Here is a 24619-nt window from a genome sequence, read left to right as displayed (position 1 = left end):
GATCGCTCGGCTTGCGGATTCCACGGCCCCGGCCACCACGGCACGCGACCGGCCTGCCGCTTCCCCCGCACCCCCGGAGTACGGGTCGTGCGACGGGAAGCGGCAGGCCGGTGCCGTATGGTCGACGGGGAGAGCGTGGGGTCAGGCCGCCTGGCCGACCGGGACCTCGTCGAGGCGCTTGCTGCGGGGGATCAGAAGGACGAGCACCGCTCCCAGGGCACAGCAACCGACCACCAGCCAGAGCCCGTTGGTGAAGCCCTTGTCGAGGTAGAACTGGGTGCCCTTCATGACCTTCCCGTGCTGGGCCATCACCACGAAGGCCACCTGCGAGACGACGATCTGCGCGACGCCCTGACCGAGCGTCTGGGCGCCGTTGGCCAGCGGCTGCTCCTCGGGGGTGACCACCTCGATGATCATGATGGGCGCGATGGCCATGACCATGCCCGTGCCCAGCCCCGCGATCAGGCCCATCTCCACGATCTGGGCGGCGTTGTGGTGCAGCTGGGTGCCGATGCCGTAACCGAGAACCGTGAGCGCGGAGCCGGCACCCAGGAGGATCCGCGCGTCCACCCGGCGAGCGAGCAGACCGGTGCCCACGGCCGCGACGATGATCATGGCGCTGATCGGGCTGGTGACCACGGCGTTGTGGGTTCCGGACCAGCCCAGTCCTTCGGAGATGGTGGGAATGTTCGGCATGAGGATCAGCAGTTGTATCACCACGCCGACGGCGCTGAGTGAGCCGGCCGCGATGGATGTGGCCAGCAGGACGGTCCACACCGGGCGACGCCGTGTCATGGCCGGCGGGAACAGTGGTTCGGCGACCCGGCGCTCGACCAGGACGAAGACGACCAGCACGATCAGCGACCCGGCGATGTAGGTGGCGAACTTGCCGCTGTCCCAGCCCCAGTGCGAGCCCTGGCCGACGGCGTAGACGATCCCGGTGATCCCTCCGCCGAGGAGGAGTCCGCCGATCCAGTCCATCCGGCCGCCCGCCGCGCGGATCGGACTCTCCGGCACGAAGGCAGCCACCAGCAGGAAGCTCACGGCGGTGCTGATGGCCATGAACCACAGCACGCCGCGGAAGCCGTAGTCGTCCAGCAGCCAGCCGGACAGGAACGGCCCGCCGAAGGCGACGAGGCCGACACCGCCGGCGAGGATCCCGCTGGCGAGCCCGACCCAGCGGCGGGGGAACACGTCGCGGGTGATCGCGTAGGCCAGCGGGGCGGTGGCCGCGTAGACGCCCGCGATGCCGCGCCCGATCAGCAGCGTGCGGTAGTCGGTGGCGAGGGCGGCGACCAGGTCGCCGACGAAGCCGAGTCCGGTGGCGACGAGCAGGACGCGCTTCTTGCCGAACAGGGCCGCGGCCTTGACCGCGAAGGGCAGGAAGAAGGTCCCGGTCAGCAGGGTCATCAGGGTGAACCACGCGATCTCGGTGGTCCGGAAGTGGATCGCGACATCGGCCTGGACGATGCCGGACAACGCGGCCATGAGCGCGACCAGTTGGACGGTCCACACGAGCGCGATGACCACGAGGACATTGCGCGTGCTGGAGCGGGGTCTCTCGTGGGCCTGCGGGGGAATGGTGCGGGTCTGGGACATCGGCGGCCTTCCGTGGGTGAGCGGAGGTCCAGAGGGCGGCTCTGGTCCGGGCGGCGGAGGGGGACGGCCGGAGCGTGACCGGGATGTGCCGGTCGCGCCGGCCCGAGCGGGTGCCGGTCCGGGAAATGCGGGACCCGGGCCCGGCACTTGGCGATCACGATCGCGGGCATGCGTGTCTCTCGTTCGCAGCTCGGTGTGGCTGCCCGGGTAAAGTAGACCTAACGGTCGGTACAATCAATGAGTTGGGCGGAAATAGAGACCCGGCCGGCGTCAGCCCTCGCGCGACGGCTCCTGACACCCCTGTGACCAGCGCATTCACCGCGTCGCCGCCGGGCTGTCCAGCGGCCCGCGGTCCGGCTTGTGTCCCGCTGAGTGGGAACGCGGAGTTCAGTTCGTGTCCGGGAACCAGGTGCTGGTCGCCCCGGACGACACCGGCCCGTGGGGCGGCGCTGCCCGCGCTCCGGCACCGCGGCGCTCCGGCCCGGGCGAGCCGCGACGAGGTCACACCGCCGCCGCAGCCGGCGCCCACCGTCAGGGCTCGTGCGCGTTGCTCCTCGTGGGGCCCGACGCCGAGGACTGCGTCGCCGTCGGCGCGGCCGGGGCAGCCATCACTTCCGCCCCGCGATGGGTTCGGCGCGCCGAGAAGGGCGCCGGATACGGATCGTCGCGGACGTCGTGTTCCTCACCGCCGGCTCTCCAGGCGCGAGCGGCCTCCCGGCCAGGTCGCGTGCCGAGGGGCTCGTGCCGGATCTGCCGCACGCCATCGGCACCCAGCTGGGTCGACGCGGCGGGTACTGGGCCTCCGACGCGGACACCGACGACGCCGTAATCGACCTGGCCGGACTCCGGCGATGCCGCATTGCGTCAGCTGATCGCGGCCCGGATACGGGCTGTCGCCCGCAGCGGTCGGCGGCGTCGTGCTCGACACCGCCGCGCAGTCCCCCTCCGCCGCATGCCCTGGGCCGGCATGCGCTGGGCGGCGTACCGGAGGGAGCGCACCGCATGGTGACGATCGTGCGCCGGCACGTCGGCCGCGTCGTCCGGCCAACCCCTGCTGTGCTACTCCCGGCCGTCGAAGGTGACCACGACCTTCTCCGCCGCTCCGGGGGTCAGGGCCAGTTCGAAGGCCCGCGCGACCTCGGAGAACGGCACGCGGTGGCTGATGAGTCGGGCGAACCGTTCCTGGTGTTCGGCGATCTCGGCGGTGACCTCGAAGATCTCGGTCGGGTAGCCCTGGGAGGCGATGAGCGTGAGTTCGCTGCGGAGCATGCCGCCCAGATCGATGGTGTCGGAGGGTTTCTGGACGGCGACCATCACCAGCTTCGCCTTCCACTTGGCGGAGTCGACGGCGGTGTGGAAGACGGCGGGAACACCGGCGGCGTCGATGTAGATGTCGGTGCCGGCGCGGGTCTGGCCGAGGGCGTTGGCGCCGGGGCCGTGGAGTTCGACGAGACGGGCGGTGATGTCCTCGGTGGCGGAGTCGATGACTGCGTCGGCGCCGACGGCCAGTGCGAGCCGCAGCCGTTCGGGGAGGACGTCGGCGACGACCACGTGTTCGACCCCGCGCAGCTTCAGCCAGATCGTTGCCCCCAGGCCGATGGGACCGGCGCCGAAGACGACGACCTTGTCCCTGGGCCCGGCCCCGGACCGGTTGACGCAGTGCCGGGCCACCGCCATGGGTTCGTTGAGCGCGGCGACGTCGAAGGGCAGCGAGTCCGGGAACACCGCCACGCTCCTGCCGAGTTCGGCGTCCTCGATGAGCAGATACTCGTTCATCCCGCCCAGTTCACCGCCGCAGCCGATGATGCCGGACGGTGCGCCCTGCGGGTTGACGACCACCCGGTCGCCGACCTTCAGGTCCGAGACCTCGGCACCCACCTCGACGACCTCGACGACCTCGCCGGCCGGCTCATGGCCGAGCGGCAGGGGGACCACGGAGCCGTCGGCGGAGTAGGGGGTGCCGCCCATGTGCACGAAAAACGTGTCGGTACCGCAGATGCCGCAGGCGCGGACGCGCCCGACCGCGTCCCTGGGGCCGGCGACGGGCCGCTCGACCTCCACGACCTCGATCTCGTTCTCGGCACGGGTCAGGACGGACTTCATCGTCGGTATGCGGGTGATTCCCGTTGCGGGGTGCGGGGTGCGGGGTGCGGGGTGCGGGGTGCGGGGTGCGGGGTGCGGGGTGCGGGGTGCGGGTACAGGGGACGCGGCGATGCGTGGGGAGCGGCGAACCGCTACCAGGCGACGGGCAGTTCGCAGATGCCGTACGCCCGTGAGTCCTCCCCGAGGATGCGTCGACCGATCGGTACAATCAATCAGTCGCGCTTATTGAACGATCGGTCTACTTGTTTTCGCCGTGCTTCTCGCGCGTTCCGCCGGCCCCGGCTCATGCCTGTGCCCCCGGCCGCCGACATCGGCCGGGGACACAGGTGTTCGCGGGTCAGCGCGAGGTCAGTTTCCAGAGGTGGTCCGCCGTGCCGTTGTCGGTCCACTGCAGGACCTGCGCGCCGGACGAGGTGCTCATGCCGTTCACGCCCAGCAGGAGACCGCTGTTGTAGTTGGCGATCTTGTAGTAGCCGTCGCGGCCCGGGACGATCTGCCAGAGGTGGTCGGCGGTGCCGTTGTCACCCCAGATCAGCGCGGTGCCGCCGTCGGACGTGCTCATGCTGTTGATGCCCAGCAGCAGTCCGCTCTTCTGGTTGACGATCTTGTAGAGGCCCGAGCCGGCGGAGACCAGGGTCCAGTTCTGGTCCGTACCCGTCGTGGACGTCGACTGCACGACCGATGTGCCCTGGGCCGTGCCCGCGTTCAGCGTGTCCAGGGCGAGTCCGCTGTTCTTGTTGGTCATCTGGTAGCGCCCGGCGAGCGAGGTGGAGGTGCCCGTCGGAGTGATCACCAGGTGGTAGCCGTCGGAGGCGTTCATCATGACGGGCACGGTGACGGAGCCATTGCTGACGGTGTAGTCGGCGTTGGAGATGGTGATCGGGCCGGGGGAGGCGGTGGTGCGGCCGGTGTGCGGGCTGTACTCCAGCTTGACGTGGACCGTGCTGCCGAAGGCCGACAGGGAGTTCAGGCCGTTGACCGTCACGGCGCAGGAGCCGGTGCAGCCACCGGCCACGACGGCGATCTGGTTGCCCGCGCCGTTCAGGGAGGCGAGACCGTCGATGCCGGTCTGCGCGGGAGGCGTGGTGACCAGCATGTTCCCGGACATGTCCCCGTACCACTTGTACGTCCAGTAGGAGCCGTTGGGCGAACCGCCGGTGTCGGTCAGGGTGTCGCCGAGGGTGCCGTAGTGGTTCCAGAAGGCGAGCTCGGCGTCGCGCACCCCGGTCCGTTCGAACTTGGCGGCATAGCCGATGAGGGCACCGGAGTTGCCCATCTCGTCTGGGGTGCCGTACTCCTCGATGGCGATCGGGCGCGGACTGATGCCCAGGCTCGATTCCAGGGAGCGGTAGGCGGCGACGTGAGCGGCGATGCCGGCGCTGCCCTGGAGTTCGTGCCAGGCGATGACGTCGGGGACCGTACCGCTCGCCTTGGCGTCGGTGAGGAACGTACTCATCCACGACTGGTTCCACGCCGAGTAACTCGGCCCCTGGACAGGCGTCGTGGTGTCCTTGGCGCGAACCTCCTTGAATGTGCGCGCCCACCCCGCGTCGAACGCGCCCGCGTTGGCGGTGTCCCAGGTCCAGTCGGGCTCGTTCCACAGCTCGTACGCGCTGACGTTCGTCGCGCCCGAGGACTTCACGGAGACGACCTGCTTGTCGACCGCGGCCAGCCAGTCGGTCCAGCTCACCCACTTGTAGGGGAAGTTGGGGTACCAGTCCGGCATGCGTACGACGACCTTGGCGCCCGCGCGGGCCGCCTTCGGCGCGACGACGAGGGCGTCCCCGGCGGGCTTCGGCTCCCCGTTGGGCAGTTGGGAGCCGCCCGGGGCCATCTGCACGAAGGTGTTCGGCTTGAGCGCGGTGACCAGGCTGTCGGCGGGGGTGCTGTTGTCCGCGAGGCCGTAGAGACTGCCGGTCCCGACATGGGTGACAGATCGGAGGGTCTGGTTCGCGTTGACGACCAGAATGGTGGCGGAGGACGGGGTCGCGTCGGCGGGGACCGCGGTGGTCAGCGCGGCGGCGGCGAGGGCGGCCACGCCGACGGCGGCGGTGAGACGTCCGGGCAGGGGTGGTCGGGTGCGGCTCATGAAGGGAGTTCTCCTCACGGAGGGAGAGGGACGGGGAGGGTCAGTCCTTGACCGCGCCGGCGGTGACGCCCGCGGCCACGTAACGCTGGGCGAGGACCAGCAGGACCGCTGCGGGCACGGAGGCGACGACGGCGGTGGCCATGATCGCGTTCCACTCCTGGTTGTTGTTGCCGATGTACTTGTAGATGCCGAGGGTGATCGGCCTCAGATCGCCGCCGCCGTCGAGGGTGGTGGCGAAGACGAAGTCGGACCAGGCCCACAGGAAGCTGAAGAGCGAGACGGTGACGACGGCGTTGCGGCTCACCGGCAGGACGATCGACCAGAAGGTGCGGAAGGTGCCGGCGCCGTCGATGCGGGAGGCGGCGATCAGCTCGCCGGGGATGCCCGACATGAACGCGGTGAAGATCATGACGCCGAACGGCACGGCGATGGTGGAGTCCGCGACGATCAGCCCCCACCAGGAGTTGAGCAGGCCGAGGTCGAGGAAGATGCCGTAGAAGCCCATCGCCATGACGATGCCGGGAATCATCTGCGCGACCAGCAGGAACAGGCCGAGGGCGCCGCCGCCGCGCGGGCGGAGCTTCGCCAGCGAGTAGCCGGCCGGGGCGGCGAGCAGGAGGGTGAGGGCGACCGTCCCGAGGCCGACGAGGAGGCTGGTGCCGAGATAGGGCAACTGGTCGTCGAGGACGGCCCGGTAGCCCTCGAAGGTCGGATGCAGCGGGAACAGGTCGGGCGGGGTCTTGCGCATGTCCTGCTGCGGGGTGAGGGACACGTTCAGCATCCAGTACACCGGGAACAGCATCAGCGCGGTCAGGACCAGCCCGATCACGGTGTAACGGCGGGATCCGGTACGGGACTTCACGCTTCCTGCCTCCTCTGGACACGGATGTACAGGAGCCCGAAGGCAAGCGCGATGAGGATGAGGATGTTGCCGACCGCCGCGCCGGGTCCGAACTTCGGCAGCAGCGTGCCGAAGCCGAGCTGGTACGACCAGGTCGCCAGCGTCGAAGAGGCGTCGCCCGGCCCGCCCTTGCTCATGATCCAGATCAGGTCGAACACCTTGAGCGTGTAGACGAGCCCGAGCAGCAGCGTGATCGCCGACACCGGCCGCAGCAGCGGGAAGGTGATGCGCCGGAACTGCTGCCACGCGCCCGCCCCGTCCAGGGCCGCCGCCTCGTACAGCTCCGCGGGGATGTTCTGCAGGCCGCTGTAGAGGATCACCAGGTTGAAGGGGATGCCGATCCAGATGTTGGCGACGATCACCGAGGTCAGCGCCCAGTCGGGCGAGGTGAGCCAGCCGACCGGGTCCACCCCGAAGAGGTGCAGGAAGTAATTCACCACGCCCGACTCGCTGTTGAACATCCACGACCAGGTGGACGCCGAGACGATGAGGGGCAGCAGCCAGGGGATCAGGAACAGGGCCCGCAGGGTCGGGGCCAGGCGGAAGTGCCGGTTGAAGAAGACGGCGAGGGCGAGCCCGACGACGTACTGGAAGGCGATCGACACGAACGTGAAGACCATGGTGTGACGCAACGCCGGGCCGAACGTGGGGTCGTCCAGGACCCGCTGGAAGTTGTCCCAGCCGGTGAACGGGGCGTCGCCGGCGACGAAGGAGCGGACCGTGTAGTCGCGCAGGCTCAGGTCGAGGTTCCGGTACAGCGGATAGAGGTAGAAGGCGGCGAGGTAGGCGATCAGCGGGGCGACGAAGGCGAACGCGGCCAGGCGGCCTCGGCGTCGATGCCGACGTGGCGGCGGCGAGTCGGAACCGCTCGCCTTCACCACCGCCGACGCCCGCCGAGGGCGGTCGACACGGGCGATGGTCATGTCGGCCCTAGCCCTTCTGCGCGCTGGACTGGGCCGTGTCGAGAGCGGACCGAGGGCTCTTGCTGCCGGAGAGCGCGGCCTGGACCGCGGTCCACATCGGCTCGGAGATGGTCGGGTACTTGGTGCCCAGGCCGCCGCTCGTGCGGCCGCGCGCCGCGGCGACGGCGTCCACCCAGGGCTTGAGCTTCGGGTTCTGCTTCACCTGCTCGGCCTGGACGGCGGCGGTGGGCGCCACGTACGTGAGCGTCGTGTCACTGGCGAGCAGGTTGGCGTCGCTGGTCAGACAGGTGACGATCTTCTTGGTGACGTCGTAGCGCGCCGTGTCCTTCTGGACGGGCACGGTGACGAACTCGCCGCCCGTCGGCACCGGCGCCGAACCGCCGTTCTGCGCCGGGATGTTGATGATCCCGTACGGGAAACCGGCCTTGTCGGCGTTGCCGAGCTGCCAGGTGCCGTTCTCGCCGAACGCGTAGTCACCGGTGGCGAACTCCTGCCAGCTGGTGGTCTGGGTGTTCTGCAGGACGTCCTTGGGGGCGAGCCCGTCGTCCACCCACCCCTTCCACAGCGACAGCGCGGCCACGCCCTTCGCCGAGTCGAGCTTCGTGAGGTCGCCGCCCGCGCCCCAGAACCAGGGCAGGAACTGGAAGCTGCCCTCCTCCGTGCCGATCGCGGAGAAGGTGATGCCCTTCTTCCCGGCCGACTTGACCTTCTCCAGGGCCGCGGTGAGGGAGTTCCAGTCCTTGACCGAGGCCGGGTCGACACCGGCCGCCGACAGCACCTTCTGGTTGTAGTAGAGGGCGAGGGTGTTGGCGCCGATCGGGATGCCGTAGGCGGCGTCGTCGATGGTGCCCGCGCCGATGATGTTCTTCTGGACGGACGAGGTGTCGAGGCCGAGGTCGCTCGTCTTGTTGAGGATGCCCGCCTCGACCAGCGTGGAGACGACCGGGTTGTCCACCAGCATCACATCGGGCGCGTTGCCCTGCTGGGCGGCGAGCAGCGCCTTGTTGCCGAGGTCGGTGGTGTCGTACGCGGTCCGCTTGACGGTGACTGCGGCCTTGGTCCCGCACTCGCTGACCCGCTTGCCCCACGGGGAGGAGGCGTCGAACTGCGGGTACGGGTCCCAGAAGGTGTAGGTCCCGCCTGCGGCGTCGGAGGACGTGGAGCCGTCGGAGCCGCCGGAGCAGGCGGTGAGCGACGCGAGGGTGCCGACGGCGGCGAGCGCGGCGAGGAGGGTGCGGCGGGTCGGTATCACGGGGTGACCTCGTTGTCGTAGAAGTGGCGCAGCAGGAGAGTTCAGGAGAGGGGCAGCCAGACGCGCATGCTGCCGTCCTCGCGGTTGGCCCACGCGTAGTAGGGGACGGCGGTCAGCTCGACGGGATCGCCGGCGTCGGGTTCGGGGGCCTGGCCGGTGTCCGTGGGGGTGTACGGCCACCAGCCGCGGTCGGGTACGGGGCGTCGGCGGCCGGCCGCCACGACCGTCGTGACACCGCCGAGCAGGTCCGGGCGGTGCTTCACGGCGAGCGGGCGGGTCGGGTCCAGGACGAGGTCGTCCAGACCGCCGCCGGGGTGGTCGGCCTGTTCCAGGCAGTACACGAGCGGCCCGCGCTCGATCGCGACACAGCCGCGCACGGCGTCCACCCGCGGGTCGGCCGCGGTCAGCCGGGGGGCGAGCCCCAGCTCCAGGACCACCTCGTCGCCGGGCGCCCAGGTGCGCTCCAGGCGCAGCCAGCCGTCCGACACCGGCGTGTCGTACGTCTGCTCCCCGCAGCGCACACGGAACTCGCGGCACCACTGCGGGATGCGCAGGGAGAGTGTCCAGGCGCGCTCGGCGGGGGTCTCCTCCACCGTGAGGCGGACCGTGCCGTGCCAGGGGTACTCGGTCTCGGCGCGTACGGCGACGCCCTCGGCGCAATAGCGCCCGGTGACGTACTGGTGGATCTGCAGGCCCGTGTCGTCGCTGGTGGCCAGGTAGTGTTCCAGGCTCGCCAGCAGCCGCATCACGTTGGGCGGGCAGCAGGCGCAGCGGAACCAGCGGGTGCGGCGGGCCGACTGGTCGCCGCCGGTGTCGGTGTGGCCGTCGCGGACCTGGAGCGGATTGACGTACAGCCAGCGCTCGCCGTCCAGAGAGACACCGGCCAGGAAGCCGTTGTAGAGGGTCCGTTCGATCAGGTCGGAGTAACGGGCCTCGCCGGTGAGCAGGGCCATGCGCCAGCTCCACTGGACCGAGGCGATCGCCGCGCAGGTCTCGCAGTAGGCGCGCTCGTTGGGCAGCTCGTACGGGTCGCCGAAGTCCTCCTCGTCGTGATGGGCGCCGAGACCGCCGGTGAGGTGGGTCTTGGTGGCGGTCATCGCCCGCCACAACCGCTCGGCCGCCGCCCGCAGTTCGGCGTCGCCGGTCTCCGTCGCCAGGTCGGCCGCACCCGCCAGCAGGTACAACTGCCGTACGGCGTGCCCCTCGACGTTCGTGGCCTCGCGCAGCGGGACCCGGTCCTGGCAGTAGGCCTCGCCGCCGAGCAGGCCGTGGCCGTAGCGGTCGACGAAGTAGCCGGCCAGGTCCAGGTAGCGGCGTTCCCCGGTCTCCCGGTACAGCTCGACCAGGGCGGTCTCGACCTCGGGGTGACCGTCGATCCCGTCGATGGGCCTGCCGCTGCCGGGCGGGCCGAAGACGGAGTCGATGTGGTCGGCGAACCCGACCGCCACGTCGAGGAGTTCGGGGCGTCCGGTGGCGCGGTGGTGGGCGACCGCGGCCTGGATGAGATGGCCCGCGCAGTACAGCTCGTGACCCCAGCGCAGGTCCTCGTAGCGCCGGCCCTCCTTCACCAGCTGGAACCAGGTGTTGAGGTAGCCGTCGGACTGCTGGGCGTCGGCGACCAGGGCGACGATCCGTGCCACCTCGTCGGCGAGTTCGCCGGCGGGTTCATCTCCGTCCGGGCCGTGGGAGAGCTGCCAGGAGGCCGCCTCCAGCCACTTGTAGACGTCCGTGTCGACGAAGGGGTACGCGCCCTGGAACTCGCCCTCGGCGGTGCCTGCCGCGAGCCGCAGGTTGTGCAGGTTCCCCGCGGACTCCAGCAGGCCCGGTCCCTGGGGGATGGAGACGCGCGCGTTCGTCGTACGGCGGTTGTGCCAGAAACCCGTGTCGATGCCGACGGCGGCGGGGCGCAGCGCGGCACGGGCTTCCGGTCCGAGGCGGACCGGTCCCGGGGCGGGCGGGGTGGAGCGTGTGCGGGGCATGACTCTCCGGAGGTGAGGGCGCCGAAGGTGAGCGACGGGCTCTTCGGGGCTTGTTTTGCGCAACCGTTTTCTCGTCGTGAAAGTAGAGGGCAGTGGGCCTATCCGGTCAAGAGTCGCCACAAGAGTTTTTTCGACTTTCCCACGGACTGGCGCACGGCTCCGCCGCCTGCCACCATGTCGGGCGTCCGTATCATCGAGGCATCGAGGAAAAGGTTTGCCCGTGACCTCTGCTCCAGGCTCTCTTCCGGACGGCCGAGCCCGGTTGACCGATGTCGCCGCCCTCGCCGGTGTCAGCGTCGGCACGGCCTCGAAGGCGCTGAACGGAGGCGGACGGATGCGTCCCGAGACGCGTCAACGGGTGCTGGACGCGGTCGCGGAGCTCGGATTCAGGCCCAATCAGCACGCGCAGAGCCTGCACAGCGGCCGCAGCTGGACGGTCGGCCTGATGACGACGGACGGGATAGGCCGGTTCAGTACACCCGTGCTTCTCGGCGCCGAGGACGCGCTCGGCGCCGGGAAGATCTCCGTCCTGCTGTGCGACACCCGGGGCGACGCCATCCGCGAGCAGCACCATCTTCGCAACCTCATGGACCGCCGGGTGGACGGCATCATCGTCACCGGCCGCCGTACGGATCCCCGGCCGCCCCTGCCCGGCGTCGAGTCCGTCCCCGTCGTCTACGCGCTGTCTCCGTCCACCGACCCGGCCGACACCTCGGTCGTCACCGACGACCGCGGCGGCGCGCGCCTGGCGATCGAGCACCTGGTGGCCGCCGGACGCACGCGGATCGCCCACGTCACCGGCCCGGAACATCACGCCGCCGCCCGCGAACGGGCCCAGTACGCGGTCGAGCAACTGGCCGGCGCCTCGCTCGAACCGTCGACCGGACGGATCCACTTCGGCGAGTGGAGCGAGGCCTGGGGCCGCCGCGCCGCCGACGCCGTACTGCGCACCGCCCCGGACACCGACGCGTTCTTCTGTGGCAACGACCAGATCGCGCGGGGTGTGGCGGACGCGCTGCGCGAGCGCGGAGTGTCGGTCCCGGGGGACATCGCCGTCGTGGGCTACGACAACTGGGACACCATGGCCCTGGCCAGCCGCCCGCCCCTCACCACCATCGACACGAACCTCGCCGAGATCGGTCGGATCGCTGCCCTGGAGCTGCTCCGGGCCATCGACACCGAGCCACGGCCCGGCGTGCACACCGTGCCGTGCCGGCTGGTGGTGCGCGAGTCCAGCTGAGCGCTGCCGATGCCGAGGTGCGGCGCTACCGGGACGCCGGGGCGACGGAGGTGGTGTTCTCGGGCACGGACATCGCCGGCGACACCGACCGCCGCCACACCTGGGCACTGCTCGGGGAACTGGCCGGCCGACCGTCGGGACCGAGGTCCGGGACGTGTCCGGCGTACCCCACAGCACCCGGGGTCCGGCCGGATCAGCCGTGGGGGTCAGCCGTGGTTCGACGACCCCCACGGCACCCGCGACTACGACCCGACGCGCGCGTACGCCCAGTCCAAGCCGGCCGGTCTGCTCTTCACCCTGGAACTCCAGCGCCGCCCCACCCTCGCCGGATCACCCGTACGCGCCCTGGCCGCACGCCCCGGCCGGTCCTCGACCAACCTGCAGAGCCACGTCGGCAACCCGCCGGCCAGCCTGTCCATGCCCATCGGCGACAAGGTGGTCGCCCAGGACCCCAGGGCCGGCGTGCTCCCGATGCCGTACGCCGCCACCCATGATCTGCCCGGCGCCCATGCCGGCCCGAAGGGCTTCGGCGAGCTGCGTGGCGCCCCGACCCTGGTCGGACGCACCCCCGCGGCCGGCGACTTCGTCAGGTTTCGCAGCGGGCGCCGCGTTCGCCCGGCGGCCGCACGCCGGGCGTTGTCAGTGGTGGCAGGCAGGATGTGGCACATGACAACACGCGGTGCAGTGATTGTGGATGCCGTCGCCTATGCGCAGGCGGTCGAGGACGCGGTGAAGGCGTCGGCCGCCTACTACGCGGCCGGCACGTCGGTGCTGGACGACGACGCCTACGACCGTCTGGTGCGCGCCATCACGGCGTGGGAGGCCGAGCATCCGGAGCAGGTGCTGGCAGGTTCCCCGACCGGGAAGGTGGCCGGGGGAGCGGTGCAGGGCGATGTCCCGCACACGGTGGCGATGCTGAGCCTCGACAACGTGTTCTCGCCGGAGGAGTTCACCGCGTGGACCGCGTCGCTCGCCCGGCGCATCGGTCACGACGTCACCCGGTTCAGTGTGGAGCCGAAACTGGACGGTCTGGCGATCGCGGCCCGCTACACCCACGGCCGTCTGACCCGGCTGATCACGCGGGGCGACGGGACGGCCGGGGAGGACGTCTCGCACGCCATCGGCACCATCGAGGGCCTGCCGGACGAACTGGCGGAGCCGGTCACCGTGGAAGTGCGCGGCGAAGTCCTCATGACGACCGCCCAGTTCGAGCACGCCAACGAGGTCCGCACCGCGCACGGCGGGTCGCCGTTCGCGAACCCGCGCAACGCGGCGGCGGGCACCCTGCGGGCGAGGGAGCGCGCCTACACGGTGCCGATGACGTTCTTCGCCTACGGCCTGCTGCCTCTCGCCGACACCGATCCGGCGCAGGCCGAGGCACTGCGCGAGTGCGCCCACAGCGACCTCATGACCCGGGCCGTCGCGTACGGGGTGAACACCACCGCCACCACCGCTGTGCCCGGCACAACCGCCGACACGGTGGAGGGGGTCCTGGCCCGCGTGGCCGACATCGCCGCACTGCGTGCCTCGCTGCCGTTCGGGATCGACGGGATCGTCATCAAGGCCGACCTGGCCGCGGACCAGCGGGCCGCCGGATCGGGTTCGCGGGCCCCGCGCTGGGCGATCGCCTTCAAGCTGCAGGCCGTGGAGAAGATCACCCGGCTGCTGGCGGTGGAGTGGAACGTGGGCCGCACCGGCATCATCGCCCCCCGGGCCGTCCTGGAGCCGGTGGAGATCGACGGCTCCACCATCACCTACGCCACCCTCCACAACCCGGCCGACATCACCCGCCGTGACCTGCGCCTCGGCGACCCGGTCATGGTCCACCGGGCGGGCGACGTCATTCCCCGCGTCGAGGCCCCGGTCGCCCACCTGCGCACCGGCGACGAACAGCCCATCGTCTTCCCCGAGGCGTGCCCGAGGTGCGGATCGGACATCGACACCAGCGAGCAGCGCTGGCGCTGCACCAACGGCCGCAACTGCCACCTCGTCGCCGCCCTCTCCTACGCCGCCGGACGCGACCAGCTCGACATCGAAGGCCTCGGTCACACCCGGGTCGTCCAACTGGTCGACGCGGGCCTGGTCACGGACCTCGCCGACCTGTTCGCCCTCACCCGGGACCAGCTCCTGGGGCTGGAGCGGATGGGGGAGACCAGCACCGACAACCTCCTTGCCGCGCTCGCCACGGCCAAGACACAGCCGCTGTCGAGAGTGCTGTGCGCGCTCGGCGTCCGCGGCACCGGCCGCTCCATGTCCCGCCGCATCGCCCGGTACTTCGCGACCATGGACCACCTCCGCGCCGCCGACGCCGAGACGATCCAGCAGGTCGAGGGCATCGGCGTCGAGAAGGCCCCGTCCATCGTCGCCGAACTCGCCGAACTGGCCCCGCTCATCGACAAACTCGCCGCGGCGGGCGTCAACATGACCGAGCCCGGCGCCACCCCGCCCGCCGCCACTGCCGACGACACCGCCGACGGCGCGGAGGCCTCGGAGGCCGCGGAGACGGCGGACGGGCCGCTGGCCGGCATGGCGGTGGTGGTCACCGGCGCGATGACCGGAGCGCTGGAGAAGCTCAGCCGCAACCAGATGAACGAGCTCGTCGAACGGGCCGGCGGCCGCTCCTCCTCCAGCGTCTCCAAGAAGACCACCCTGGTCGTCGCCGGAGAAGGCGCCGGCTCCAAACGAACCAAGGCGGAGACCCTCGGCATCCGTCTCGCCACCCCCGACGAGTTCGCCGCCCTCGTCGCCGACTACCTCGACGCCGGATGAGACAGCCGGCCGACCCTGACCCGGCCGGGGTCGTGAGCGGGCGTCGGCGGGAGGTCGGCCGGGGAAGTCGATGGAGCCGCCGGGGCCGGCGTGGCGCGTCGTTGGTTCATGACGGCCGGCCGCCGAACTGCCAGTCGTGGACCTCGATGCCGGCATACCGCTCCGGCGTCAGGACGGCGCGTGCCGTGTCCGCGTCCGGGGCCCGGAGCAGCACCGCCGTACCCACCCAGGTGGTGCCGTCGTCGGACAGCAGCGGCCCGTACGCGATCAGGTCGTCGCGGTCGGGCGGCACGACGAGGTCGGCGGCCTCCCCCGAGCCGAGGCCGAGCACCAGGAACCGGTTGCCGCCGGTCCGTCCGCCGGGGAAGTCCCACATGGTGCGACCCAGCAGGTTGCGCCACCGGCGCAGCAGCACGTCCCGGTAGGCGCCGGCCTGGTAGTTGGGCTCGTCGAAGGCGAACGCGCGGGCGGCGGCGGGATCCGGCAGGTCGACGATGTGCACGCTGCCGGTGGGCGTCTCGCCGTCGTCGGCGAAGGTCGGGCCGCGAGCGATCATCTCCGCCGTGTACCGGTCCATGTAGGACCAGTGCTCCTCCAGCAGTTCGTCGCGCAAGGTGCCGGAGCCGGGCCGGTCGCGGTGGTAGCAGAAGAACTCCATACCCACAGACCCTCCTGGACACGCGGCGGCATCTCAACCGACTTTGGCGACGACGACCGCGCGCTTTGGCACCGATCAGCCGAGGACGAGCGGGAGCCTCGCGGCCCACGAGCCCAACTCGGCCTTCTCCGCCTCGGCCGGTCCACGCCGACCGGTGCCGATCAGCAGGGCGTCCTTGTCGGAGAACGACGGGGGGAACGCGGCACCGGCGATCTTCTCCAGCAGCTCGCGGGACCGGGCGAGCCCCTCGGCGGGCGGTTCCGCAGCGCCCGGGAGGTGCGCGATCAGGTCGAGATGGTGCAGCGTCCATTCCAGGACGTACGCGCAGAGGTAGTCGCCGGTGGTGAGCACCTCGCCACGGGTGCCGACCCGGACCGCCGGATCCGCGAGCTCGGCGGCGCGACCGGCTGCGGAACCGACGTCGTCCAAGTGGAACCTGAGCAGCCACGGCTCTTCGTACGCGGCGGCAAGGCGGACGGTCAGCGCGTCGAGGGGGTCGTCGCCGGTCGGCGCTTCGACGAGGTTCCAGTAGGTCACCGCGTCCCGGGTCGGTTCCGTTGCGGCAGGGGTGACGAGGGTGATCAGGACGTCCTGGGCGTCGATGATCAGGTGGCACACCAGGTCCCGCACGAGCCAGCCGGCGCAGCCGGACGGCCGGGAGAAGTACTCGTCCGGGAGTTCGGCGACCGCCGTGCGCAACGCCGTCCAAGAGCGCGAGAAGAGGTCCACGAGCGCAAGCTAACAGCGCCCGGCGCCCGCTGCGACCGATTTCGCCGCCGCCGCGCATCGGGAGCGCGGCCACCGTATGTGAACGCGTGATGCGGGTCGGCCCGAGCGTGGCTCTAAGCTGACGCGATGACGGGATACCCGGGTTTCGGTGTGCTGTTGGCGCGGTTGTCGGATCATCGGCGGCTGGACATCGATGCCTTGTCCCGGCTCGCCGGGATCCCCGGCCCCGAGCTCCGGGCGGTGTTCGACGGCGTACCGCCGAATCCGTCGACGCTGCGGCAGCTCGCCCCCGCGTTCGGTCTGCACGCCGCCGACCTGTTCGTGCTCGCGGGGGTGGCGGTACCGGACGAGTCGGCACCCTTGGACGCGGAGGCACGAGGGACGCTCCCGCACCTCGTGCGGCGTGCCATGTGCCTGGCACCGGAGCAAAGACGCGGCCTGCGTCAGTTCGTAGGGGCGTTGCCGCAGGAGCGGCGCACGCAGCCGGTGCGGGCACCACGCGCGTACGAGCAGTACGGGCCGGGATTCGGCGGCGTGCTCGTGCGCATGCTCGGCAACCGGAACCTGGATCGGATGGGTACCGCCCGGACGTTTGTGCACCTGACGGGCCGGTACTGGTCCGCGGCCACGTACGGGATGGTCGGCCACGGCCGCAAGGAGCTGACCCCCGACCTGCTGGCCGACTTCGCGACCGTACTGGGTGTTCCCGCCGACGACCTGGCCGCGCTCACCGGCATCGGGCTCCCCGCGGCCACCCCGCCGCAGAACCCGGCGACGGCCGACGTGGCCCGGCTGGTCTGGGACCTCCGACGCCTGACTGCGGCTCAGGTGCACCAGGTCCACGAGATGGCGGAGTCCATGCGGCAGGAGTGATCGCGACCCCGAAGGCACCGCGCTGCCGGCCGGGGCGGTCCCCCGGCCGGCGGGCGGGCGTTTCAGGGTGCGGTCAGAGCTGACCGGACGCCGCGATGGTGATCTTCGCCGACGTCGCGCCGTTGCGCGAGCCGAGCGCCTCGATCTTCTTGACGAGGGCCATGCTGTCGTCGTCGGCGACCTCGCCGAACACCACGTGCTTGCCGTCCAGCCAGTCGGTCACGATCGTGGTGATGAAGAACTGCGAGCCGTTGGTGTTCGGGCCCGCGTTGGCCATGGACAGCAGTCCCGGCCGGGTGTGCTTGAGGGTGAAGTTCTCGTCGGCGAACTTCTCCCCGTAGATGCTCTTGCCTCCGGTTCCGTTGCCGCGGGTGAAGTCGCCGCCCTGGAGCATGAAGGCGGGGATGACCCGGTGGAAGGACGAGCCGGCGTAGCCGAAGCCCTTCTCGCCGGTGGCCAGCGCGCGGAAGTTCTCCGCCGTCTTGGGGACGACGTCGTCGTACAGGTTGAAGTTGATGCGCCCGGCGGGCTCGTCGTTGATGGTGATGTCGAAGTAGACCTTGATCGTCATACCCCTATCCTGCACGCTCCCGGGAGTGCTGCCACACAGCGGGTCCCGTGTCGGCCCGCGGACGGGGTCGGTCAGTCGACCGGCCAGGTGTGGGCGGGGGCGTTGAGGTGCATGTAGTCGATGTAGAGCTGCGTCATCCGCCGCAGGGCCTCGTGGCGGCCGGCGTGGGCGGAGGCGACGATGCGGTGGAACGTCTCCTTCTGCCAGACGGCTCCGTTGCGGCCGGTGACGCAGCGCTGCTCGATGATGCCGAGCAACGGCTCCCGCCACGCCGCGTCCATGCCGGAGAGCTCCAGCCCCCGGTGCGCCAGCGGCAGCAGGCGCCGCAGGACGAGTTCGGGCACCGGAGCCTCGCCCATCCCGGGCCAGTACAGCCGGGCCTCGATGCCGTGGCGCGCGGCGGTGTGCAGGTTGTCCTCGGCGGCCTGGAAGGACATCCGTGACCACACCGGCCGTTCCTCCTCCACCAGGGCGCGGGTGAGGCCGTAGTAGAAGGCGCCGTTGGCGAGGGTGTCGGCGACGGTCGGACCGGCCGGCAGACACCGGTTCTCCACGCGCACATGCGGCTGGTCGTGGGCGACGGCGTACACGGGGCGGTTCCAGCGGTAGATCGTGCCGTTGTGCAGGGTCAGCTCCGCCAGTTCGGGGACGTCTCCCCGCGCCAGCGTCTCGCGGGGGTCCTGCTCGTCGCACAGCGGCAGCAGCGCGGGGAAGTAGCGCAGGTTCTCCTCGAAGAGGTCGAAGACACTCGTGATCCAGCGCTCTCCGAACCACACCCGGGGCCGTACTCCCTGCACCTTGATCTCCTGCGGGCGGGTGTCGGTGGCCTGCTCGAACAGCGGGATACGGGTCTCGTGCCACAGCTCCTTGTCGAACAGGAAGGGCGAGTTGGCCGCCAGCGCCACCTGGACCCCGGCGATCGCCTGCGCCGCGTTCCAGTAGGCGGCGAACTCGTCGGGGGAGACCTGGAGATGGAACTGGGTGCTGGTGCAGGCGGCCTCCGGAGTGATCGTGTCCGCGTAGGTCCGCAGCCGGTCGACGCCGTCCATCTCGATGCGCAGATCCTCGCCCCGCGCCGCGAACACCTGGTCGTTGAGCAGCCGGTAGCGGGCGTTCTCCGACAGCGCGGCCTCGCCGACGTCCTCCTGCCGCAGGGTGGGGAGGATGCCGATCATGATCAGACGGGTGCCCACCGACCTGGCGCGGTGATCGGCGTGATTGAGCGCGGCGCGGATCTCGGACTCCCACGCGTCGGGGCCGCCCTGCGTCAGCAGACGGGGCGGAACGTTGATCTCGAGGTTGAAGCGGCCCAGCTCGGTGGACCAGGCGGGGTCCGCGATCGCGTCGAGGACGTCGCTGTTGCGCATCGCCGGCTCGGCCTCGTCGTCGACCAGGTTCAGCTCGATCTCCAGGCCCACCCGGGGGCGCTCGGACTCGAAACGCGACTCGCGCAGCATCTGCGCGAACACCTCGAGGCACTCCTGCATCTTGATCCGGTACCGGCGGCGGTCCTCGCGGGTGAAGACCAGCGCCGGGACATCACGTCCCATCGGCCCTCCCGGCTCGTCCCTTCTCGGACGCCTCCTGCCTCCAGCGTCGCACCACCGGACGCCCCTCACCAGGCGGCACGTTTCTCCGGGAACACGGGAACCCCTACCTGTCGGCTCCGGCCAGACGGTGCACCTCCCGAGCGGCGTCCCTGGCCGCCTGTCCGGCCCGGGACGCCGCCTCGGCGGCCACCCGAAGCCGCTCCTCGGCTTCTCTGCGCTCCTGGTCGGCTCGCCGGAGCTCCCGGCGGGCCTGGCGCAGCTGCTGCTCGGCGGCGGACTCCTGCTGAGCGGCCCGGTCGTGCCGCTCACGTGCCCGTTGCAGTACCGCGTCGGCGTCCGTCTGCTCGGCGTGCAGCTCACGGAGCCGCCGATCAGCGGCCTCGGCAGCCCGGCGGGCCCGGACGAGCTGCTCCTGGCGGAGGTGGCGCCGCTCGGCGAGTTCGTCCTTCGCCCGCGACCGCGAGGACGGCGCCGCGACCGCTGCCCGGGCTGGCTTGTGCGGTGGGGCGGACGTCGCGGCATCGTGCGGCGGAAAGTCCGCCGGCGGGGTGAGGGCGCTCTCCAGGCGGCCGCCGGCCCATCGGTCCGCCGCGTCCTGATCGGCGAGCACGGCGCGCAGGGTGGCTTCGACGTCCTGCTGAGCGGTGCCCGACAGCCGGTGCCCGGCGTCCCGAGCCAGCTCGGCGGCTCGCCGGGACAGCGCGGAGACGACAGTGCGGCGCCGCTCGGACAGCTCTCTGACCCCGTCGGCATCCAGGCTTCGGTATGCCTCGCGCAGCGCCCGCCCCAGCTCCAGGAACCGCCGGCACTCCTGCGGCTGTGAGCGCAGCAGCAGGTTGGCCGCCCAGGCCGCGAGGGTGGGGCGGCGGGCGGCACGGATCCGGCGGGCCTCCTCGACGCGTCCGGCGGCCTTGGCGGCGTCGGCCAGCCGCTCGCGTCGGGAGACGAAGTCGGACGGCGGCGTGGCGTAGAGCTCGTCGAGGAGCCTCTCCACCTTGTGCCCTTCGCCGGGCCGCACACCCTTGCGTTCCATGATCGTCAGCTTCCACCCCACCGGTCCGCCGCGCACGTCGGGCCGCTTCGCGCGCGGCGGCGCCGCACCGGTGTTCCGGTGTGCCCCTGGGCCGGGTTCACCGGTTCAACGGCTCACCGGTTGGCCAGGCGGTCGAGGTCGGCCTGGGTGCCGTTGAAGACGTCCGCGGTGGCCGGGGCCGCGATGCCGTCGAAGAGCGCGGCCTCGGTGTACTGCCACATCAGCCAGGTGCTGGAGCCGTTCGGTAGCGGCGGCTCGGTGATCGACTGACGGTAGTCCGCGAGCTGCAGTGGATACACGGCGAAGGCGGTGGTCGAGCCCAGGCAGTCGTCGAGGAAGGATTTCTGGCTACTGGGCGGTGTCCAGACCGTCGATCGGGTAACCGGCCGGACGGGGCGGGGTGCAGTACGTGTTCCGGCTGGACCAGTCGGTCAGTCTGGCCCAGGTGTTCGGCCCGACGGCTCCGTCCGCACTCAGGCCGGCACACAGCTGGAACTCGACGACCCGGCTCTCGGTTCCTCCGCCGAAGTCGCCGTCGATGACGAGCGGCGGGTAGTGGCCCGGCTCCATCGCCAGGTCGAGGCGGCACTGCACCTCCTTGACCTCGGTGCCCTTCGCGCCCCGGCGCAGAGTGGGCCGGGTGTCCGTGTGCCCGCACACGGACACCTGCGGGATGCCCGGCGCCCCTTGCGGCGTGCAGGAACGCGGGTGCGCGGACCAGGTGTTCAGCGCGGCCCAGGTCAGGGGGCCGATCTCGCCGTCGGCGGTCAGTCCCGCACACCGCTGGAACGTCCGGACCCGTTCCTCGGTGCCGGGACCGAAACCACCGTCCACCGCGATCGGCGAGTAGCCGCCGGCCTTGGTCGCCAGATTGAGCTCGCACTGGGCTCCCAGCGTCGCCGGACCGGTGGATCCGAGTAGCAGCAGCGGCTGTTCGTCGGTGTGACCGCACACGGCGACCGCGGCTGTGGCGTCGCGTTCCGCCGCGTCGGCTCCCGCCGTCCCGAACCCGAGCATGATCAAGGCAGTTGCGAAGGCCAGACCTCAGCGAGGCGTCCTCGGTCGCATCCGTTCCTCCTGAAGATTGGTCGACGGCCCGGCCGGCCGCCGTCGGCACGCGACGCCCGCCCCGGAGGGCTTGCGTGACTGTGCCGTGCAGCGCCCGGGGTGTCCGGCGGGAAGGCAGCGGCGGGGACAGCCGTGAACCCTTGGCGCACCTGTCGCAGATGGTGCTGCATTTGCCCTGAACCTGCCAAGTTGGAATCTCTGTCGACGCGGCCACCGTAGCCGGAGCCACTGACACTGCCGTGGGGAGCCGCCCCGTGCAGGGCTCACGTGAGCAGCCACAACACGGAACTGCTGGTGTCGCAGCGGAAGTCGGGGACTCGGCCGCTCGCTGTGACCCGGTCGGTGGCGGACGGTCATGGCGACGCGGGCCGTTCCGACCTGCCGCTGAACGTCACGTTCAAGGGCGGCCCGGATGGGCCGTCAGCTGCCCGTGGAGCGCCGTGACCGAGACACGCACCAAGGGCTTCGCCGTCCCGATCGGCGCGCCGCCGGCGTGGGCGGCCGGTGGTGACGGCAGCGCCCCACCCGGGACGGCCACAGGGCCACCCCGGGCGGGGCTGTTCGTGAGGGGCGGCCGGGACGTCGCTCAGCCCCGTGACTCAGCGGCTGCGAAAGGCACTGGTGGTGAAGAATCCCATTGCCGCGGCGCTGACCAGGGCACAGACGGCGAGGAGGGCGGTACGTCGCATGGAAGGACCTTTCCGGTGATGACGGATGGGCTCTGCACAACGCCGGTCGGCCCCGTGTCGCTTCGCCGGCGGACCGACCCCACCCGTACGGGCGCGGCCAAGCGTGTGGGTGCCGCGTCCACAGGTGTTCAGGTCCTCGCCGGCACCGGGCGCCGGAGCAGGTAGGCGGCCGCGGTCGAGACGAGGACGGCCATACACGCGATGAACACCAGCCCCGCATCCTCCAGGCCGATGGGACCAGCCAGCACGCCCACACCGATCACCGGCACCGAGATGCCCGTGTAGGCCACCACGAAGAGAGTCGAGATCACCGCCGCACGCCGGTCCGCGGGAGACGCCTCGGCCACCGCGGACAGCGCCCCGCGGAACGCCAGTCCCTGCCCGGCCCCGCCGACGAGCGCGCTCAGCACCACCAGCGGCAGCAACTCCCACCGCAGCGCGCCCGCGAGCAGCGCCAGCCCGGCCAGGAGCGCGCCGCAGCCCAGCGGCAGGGATCGTCCGACCCCGACCCGGCCCACGGCCAACTGTCCGGCGGTGGAGGCGAAGAAGGCGAGCGCGACGACCAGACCGCTCACGGCGTGGTTGCGCACGTCGAGCGACTGTGCGAGAAACGCGGGGCTGACCGAGGTGAACACCCCGAACAGCGCGAACCCCACGAACGAGGCGACCGCCGCCGGCCCGAACACCGCCCGCACCTGTGGGGGCAGACCGGGCCGCTGCGGCCGTACGGCGCTCAGCGATGTCCGGTACCGCACGGTCTCCGGAAGCCGCGCCAGGACCGCGGCCGAACAGGCCACCAGGGCGAGGTGCACGGCGAACGGCAGGTACAGCGGCCGAGCCGCGTACTGCGCGAGCACTCCGGCGAGCAGCGGACCGCAGCCCAGCCCGCCCATGTTGGCGGCCGTCGCCACGAACGTGGCCCGGGAGGCGCCGCCGTACGGCGCCAGGTCCATCACGTACGCCGTGGCGGCCCCGGTGAACAGCCCGGCCGACAGACCCGACAGCAGCCGTCCCGCGTACAGCCACCCCAGCCCGGTGGCGCTCAGGAAACAGACGGCGCTCGCCGCCGCGCCTCCCAGGCCCCACAGCAGTACCGGTCGTCTGCCCACGGTGTCCGAGGCGTTGCCCGCCAGCAGCAGCACGCCGATGACTCCGAAGGCGTACACCGCGTACACCACGGTGACCGTCAGCTCGGAGAAGCCGAACTTCTCCTGGTAGAGGCCGTACAGGGGGGTCGGCAACGTGGTACCGGTCATGCACACGGCGAACACGGCTCCGCCGAGCAGACAGGGGAGCCAACCTCGGCGATCACGGTCCATGCCGGCGACAGTAACCCTGCGCGCGTCCACGGTGAGGCCCGACGTTTCCGCGGCGGGGCGCCCACCAGTTCCGCAGTCGGCGGGCGATCCGGGCGCCACCGAGCGCTCCGTGGGCGGCCGGCAGAGCCTGCGCGCGTGGAGTGTCAGGACCTGGACCTCCGCCTGCGGCAGCACGTCACCTGCGCTCAGGGCAGGAGCTTGACCTCTATCCCCGCGATCCGGCCGACGGCGTCGAAGGCGACCTCGACCGCGTTGCCGCCGGCCAGTTCGGCGACGATGCGGTCGCCTTCGTCGCGCTGGGCCACCCCGTGGTGCTCGAAGTACCCGTGGACGGTGTGCCGGGCCGAGCGCCCGATCAGTCCCGCCCCGGTGAGCAGCGTCCGCGGCAGCGTGACCGGATCCAGTCCCGCACGGGGAATCCGGCTGTCGTCGGGCAGGAAGTAGATCTGCGTGGCCGGTCCCGCCGGAACACCGATGTAGCCGGGCGCCCCGGTCACGCCCATCCCCGTGAAGGCGAGCATCTCCGCCGCCCGCCTGGGGTCGTCGAAGCCGGACAGCCGGACGACCTCCTCGGTCAGTTCCCCGATGCCGTGCGCCCGCCCGTATCGCTCCACCGCGCCGGTCAGCGCCACCACTTCGGTACCTCGCAGGCCCGGGTTCGCCCAGCCCCACATCCACGACCGCTCGTCCGCGTCGTAAGTGCCCAGTACGGCCACGCGCAGGTCCAGGTCCCCCTGGCGGTACATGCAGGAGGGGAGGTCCGCGCTCCATGGTCCGTCGGGCAGGAACGAGGTCAGGGCGTCGAGCTGGGCCGCGCCCCAGGAGGCATGCCGTTCGGCCTCCAGAAGGAGCGCATCGCTGAATTCACTTGCCATGCCCCGACCTTATGGGGCTGCGTCGATCACACGTCGAGCAGGGGTGTCCGGCCCTTCGACAAGGTCCCGACCCGACCGGTGGCACTTGCCGGTCGGCCCGGGGAACCGGTCGCGGAACACCCGTGCCCGACGCGGGTTCGCCGGTCGCCAAGTCCCCGGCGGATCGGGCGATCGAGTCCGGGGCATGCCGCGTGCCGCGCAGGCGTACACCGGGAAGCCGCTGGTGGAGCGAAGAGCTTCTCGACGCACTTGTCGAGCAGCGTCTCGTATTTCCTGGCGTTCTCCGGGTCCATGGTGGTGTGCCGGACGATCCTGATTCCGCTCTTGGGATTCGGCATGTGGTTCGTCGACAGGAGGACGCGGGCCTGCATGAAGTTCTGCCGGTTCGCCACCCGCATC

The 24619-nt window shown here is 71.2% G+C and carries 19 protein-coding genes and 1 pseudogene; 4 read left to right on the top strand and 16 right to left on the bottom strand.

The window, feature by feature from the left end:
- Positions 1–141 precede the first annotated feature (141 nt).
- From OG289_RS01175 to OG289_RS01145, 7 genes are all read right to left on the bottom strand, one after another.
- Positions 142–1599: an MFS transporter gene (locus tag OG289_RS01175; protein WP_327312117.1), complete on the bottom strand. Its 1458-nt coding sequence runs from the start codon at positions 1597–1599 to the stop codon at positions 142–144.
- 1059 nt (positions 1600–2658) lie between these two features.
- Complete coding sequence (locus OG289_RS01170; protein WP_327320545.1) at positions 2659–3711, bottom strand: zinc-dependent alcohol dehydrogenase; 1053 nt, start codon at positions 3709–3711, stop codon at positions 2659–2661.
- A 328-nt stretch (positions 3712–4039) separates the two neighbouring features.
- Positions 4040–5791 carry an RICIN domain-containing protein gene (locus OG289_RS01165; protein ID WP_327312116.1) on the bottom strand — a complete coding sequence of 584 codons (1752 nt, stop codon included), beginning with the start codon at positions 5789–5791 and terminating at the stop codon, positions 4040–4042.
- A 40-nt stretch (positions 5792–5831) separates the two neighbouring features.
- A complete protein-coding gene (locus tag OG289_RS01160; protein ID WP_327312115.1) occupies positions 5832–6653 on the bottom strand; it encodes a carbohydrate ABC transporter permease in 822 nt (273 codons plus the stop codon).
- Positions 6650–7615: a carbohydrate ABC transporter permease gene (locus OG289_RS01155; RefSeq protein WP_327312114.1), complete on the bottom strand. Its 966-nt coding sequence runs from the start codon at positions 7613–7615 to the stop codon at positions 6650–6652. The genes OG289_RS01160 and OG289_RS01155 overlap by 4 nt, the downstream gene beginning before the upstream one ends.
- Positions 7616–7622: 7 nt before the next feature.
- Positions 7623–8867 (bottom strand): sugar ABC transporter substrate-binding protein, encoded by a 1245-nt coding sequence (locus OG289_RS01150; RefSeq protein WP_327312113.1) that lies wholly within the window; start codon positions 8865–8867, stop codon positions 7623–7625.
- 41 nt (positions 8868–8908) lie between these two features.
- A complete protein-coding gene (locus tag OG289_RS01145) occupies positions 8909–10846 on the bottom strand; it encodes a glycoside hydrolase family 127 protein (RefSeq protein ID WP_327312112.1) in 1938 nt (645 codons plus the stop codon).
- 220 nt (positions 10847–11066) lie between these two features.
- Between OG289_RS01145 and OG289_RS01140 the strand changes: the two genes are divergently transcribed.
- The 3 genes and pseudogenes from OG289_RS01140 to ligA all read left to right on the top strand — a co-directional run bounded on the left by OG289_RS01140 (position 11067) and on the right by ligA (position 14855).
- Positions 11067–12086 carry a LacI family DNA-binding transcriptional regulator gene (locus tag OG289_RS01140; RefSeq protein WP_327312111.1) on the top strand — a complete coding sequence of 340 codons (1020 nt, stop codon included), beginning with the start codon at positions 11067–11069 and terminating at the stop codon, positions 12084–12086.
- 11 nt (positions 12087–12097) lie between these two features.
- Positions 12098–12214 (top strand): annotated as a pseudogene (locus OG289_RS01135) (LLM class F420-dependent oxidoreductase); the annotation flags it as partial.
- Positions 12215–12752: 538 nt separating this feature from the next.
- The gene (gene ligA / locus OG289_RS01130; protein ID WP_442819054.1) at positions 12753–14855 is read left to right on the top strand and encodes an NAD-dependent DNA ligase LigA; all 2103 of its coding nucleotides are present in this window, start codon (positions 12753–12755) and stop codon (positions 14853–14855) included.
- Between the two features lie 106 nt (positions 14856–14961).
- On the opposite strand, the gene OG289_RS01125 is transcribed toward ligA, so the two are convergent.
- Entirely contained in the window at positions 14962–15513 is a 552-nt protein-coding gene (locus OG289_RS01125) for a YciI family protein (protein ID WP_327312110.1), read from the bottom strand.
- Positions 15514–15588: 75 nt separating this feature from the next.
- Positions 15589–16242 (bottom strand): maleylpyruvate isomerase N-terminal domain-containing protein, encoded by a 654-nt coding sequence (locus OG289_RS01120; RefSeq protein ID WP_327312109.1) that lies wholly within the window; start codon positions 16240–16242, stop codon positions 15589–15591.
- A 126-nt stretch (positions 16243–16368) separates the two neighbouring features.
- On the opposite strand from OG289_RS01120, the gene OG289_RS01115 reads away from it, so the two are divergent.
- Positions 16369–17115, top strand: a complete 747-nt coding sequence (locus tag OG289_RS01115) for a hypothetical protein (protein WP_327312108.1) — start codon at positions 16369–16371, stop codon at positions 17113–17115.
- 73 nt (positions 17116–17188) lie between these two features.
- Here OG289_RS01115 and OG289_RS01110 read toward each other — a convergent pair whose 3' ends face one another.
- From OG289_RS01110 to OG289_RS01080, 7 genes are all read right to left on the bottom strand, one after another.
- Positions 17189–17686 carry a peptidylprolyl isomerase gene (locus OG289_RS01110; RefSeq protein WP_327312107.1) on the bottom strand — a complete coding sequence of 166 codons (498 nt, stop codon included), beginning with the start codon at positions 17684–17686 and terminating at the stop codon, positions 17189–17191.
- 71 nt (positions 17687–17757) lie between these two features.
- Positions 17758–19236, bottom strand: coding sequence for a glutamate--cysteine ligase (locus OG289_RS01105; RefSeq protein WP_327312106.1), 1479 nt, complete (start codon positions 19234–19236; stop codon positions 17758–17760).
- 103 nt (positions 19237–19339) lie between these two features.
- Positions 19340–20269 (bottom strand): hypothetical protein, encoded by a 930-nt coding sequence (locus OG289_RS01100; RefSeq protein WP_327312105.1) that lies wholly within the window; start codon positions 20267–20269, stop codon positions 19340–19342.
- A gap of 113 nt (positions 20270–20382) precedes the next feature.
- Positions 20383–20568, bottom strand: coding sequence for a hypothetical protein (locus tag OG289_RS01095; RefSeq protein WP_327312104.1), 186 nt, complete (start codon positions 20566–20568; stop codon positions 20383–20385).
- A gap of 49 nt (positions 20569–20617) precedes the next feature.
- Positions 20618–21286 (bottom strand): peptidoglycan-binding domain-containing protein, encoded by a 669-nt coding sequence (locus OG289_RS01090; RefSeq protein WP_327312103.1) that lies wholly within the window; start codon positions 21284–21286, stop codon positions 20618–20620.
- Between the two features lie 868 nt (positions 21287–22154).
- The gene (locus OG289_RS01085) at positions 22155–23345 is read right to left on the bottom strand and encodes an MFS transporter (protein ID WP_327312102.1); all 1191 of its coding nucleotides are present in this window, start codon (positions 23343–23345) and stop codon (positions 22155–22157) included.
- A 185-nt stretch (positions 23346–23530) separates the two neighbouring features.
- A complete protein-coding gene (locus OG289_RS01080) occupies positions 23531–24220 on the bottom strand; it encodes a DUF6882 domain-containing protein (RefSeq protein ID WP_327312101.1) in 690 nt (229 codons plus the stop codon).
- Positions 24221–24619: the final 399 nt, after the last annotated feature.

This window comes from Streptomyces sp. NBC_01235, from assembly GCF_035989285.1.
Taxonomy (GTDB): domain Bacteria; phylum Actinomycetota; class Actinomycetes; order Streptomycetales; family Streptomycetaceae; genus Streptomyces.
The sequence above is the reverse complement of the archived record's forward strand: the minus strand, read 5'-3'. Positions and strand labels throughout refer to the sequence as shown.

What these genes read in the sequence shown, in the direction of transcription:
- OG289_RS01145 (WP_327312112.1), bottom strand. Translation starts at nt 10,846, where the DNA reads ATGCCCCGCACACGCTCCACCCCGCCCGCCCCGGGACCGGTCCGCCTC.
- OG289_RS01175 (WP_327312117.1), bottom strand. Translation starts at nt 1,599, where the DNA reads ATGTCCCAGACCCGCACCATTCCCCCGCAGGCCCACGAGAGACCCCGC.
- OG289_RS01115 (WP_327312108.1), top strand. Translation starts at nt 16,369, where the DNA reads ATGACGGGATACCCGGGTTTCGGTGTGCTGTTGGCGCGGTTGTCGGAT.
- OG289_RS01165 (WP_327312116.1), bottom strand. Translation starts at nt 5,791, where the DNA reads ATGAGCCGCACCCGACCACCCCTGCCCGGACGTCTCACCGCCGCCGTC.
- OG289_RS01105 (WP_327312106.1), bottom strand. Translation starts at nt 19,236, where the DNA reads ATGGGACGTGATGTCCCGGCGCTGGTCTTCACCCGCGAGGACCGCCGC.
- OG289_RS01155 (WP_327312114.1), bottom strand. Translation starts at nt 7,615, where the DNA reads ATGACCATCGCCCGTGTCGACCGCCCTCGGCGGGCGTCGGCGGTGGTG.
- OG289_RS01100 (WP_327312105.1), bottom strand. Translation starts at nt 20,269, where the DNA reads ATGGAACGCAAGGGTGTGCGGCCCGGCGAAGGGCACAAGGTGGAGAGG.
- OG289_RS01125 (WP_327312110.1), bottom strand. Translation starts at nt 15,513, where the DNA reads ATGGAGTTCTTCTGCTACCACCGCGACCGGCCCGGCTCCGGCACCTTG.
- OG289_RS01110 (WP_327312107.1), bottom strand. Translation starts at nt 17,686, where the DNA reads ATGACGATCAAGGTCTACTTCGACATCACCATCAACGACGAGCCCGCC.
- OG289_RS01085 (WP_327312102.1), bottom strand. Translation starts at nt 23,345, where the DNA reads ATGGACCGTGATCGCCGAGGTTGGCTCCCCTGTCTGCTCGGCGGAGCC.
- OG289_RS01090 (WP_327312103.1), bottom strand. Translation starts at nt 21,286, where the DNA reads ATGCTCGGGTTCGGGACGGCGGGAGCCGACGCGGCGGAACGCGACGCC.
- ligA (WP_442819054.1), top strand. Translation starts at nt 12,753, where the DNA reads ATGACAACACGCGGTGCAGTGATTGTGGATGCCGTCGCCTATGCGCAG.
- OG289_RS01080 (WP_327312101.1), bottom strand. Translation starts at nt 24,220, where the DNA reads ATGGCAAGTGAATTCAGCGATGCGCTCCTTCTGGAGGCCGAACGGCAT.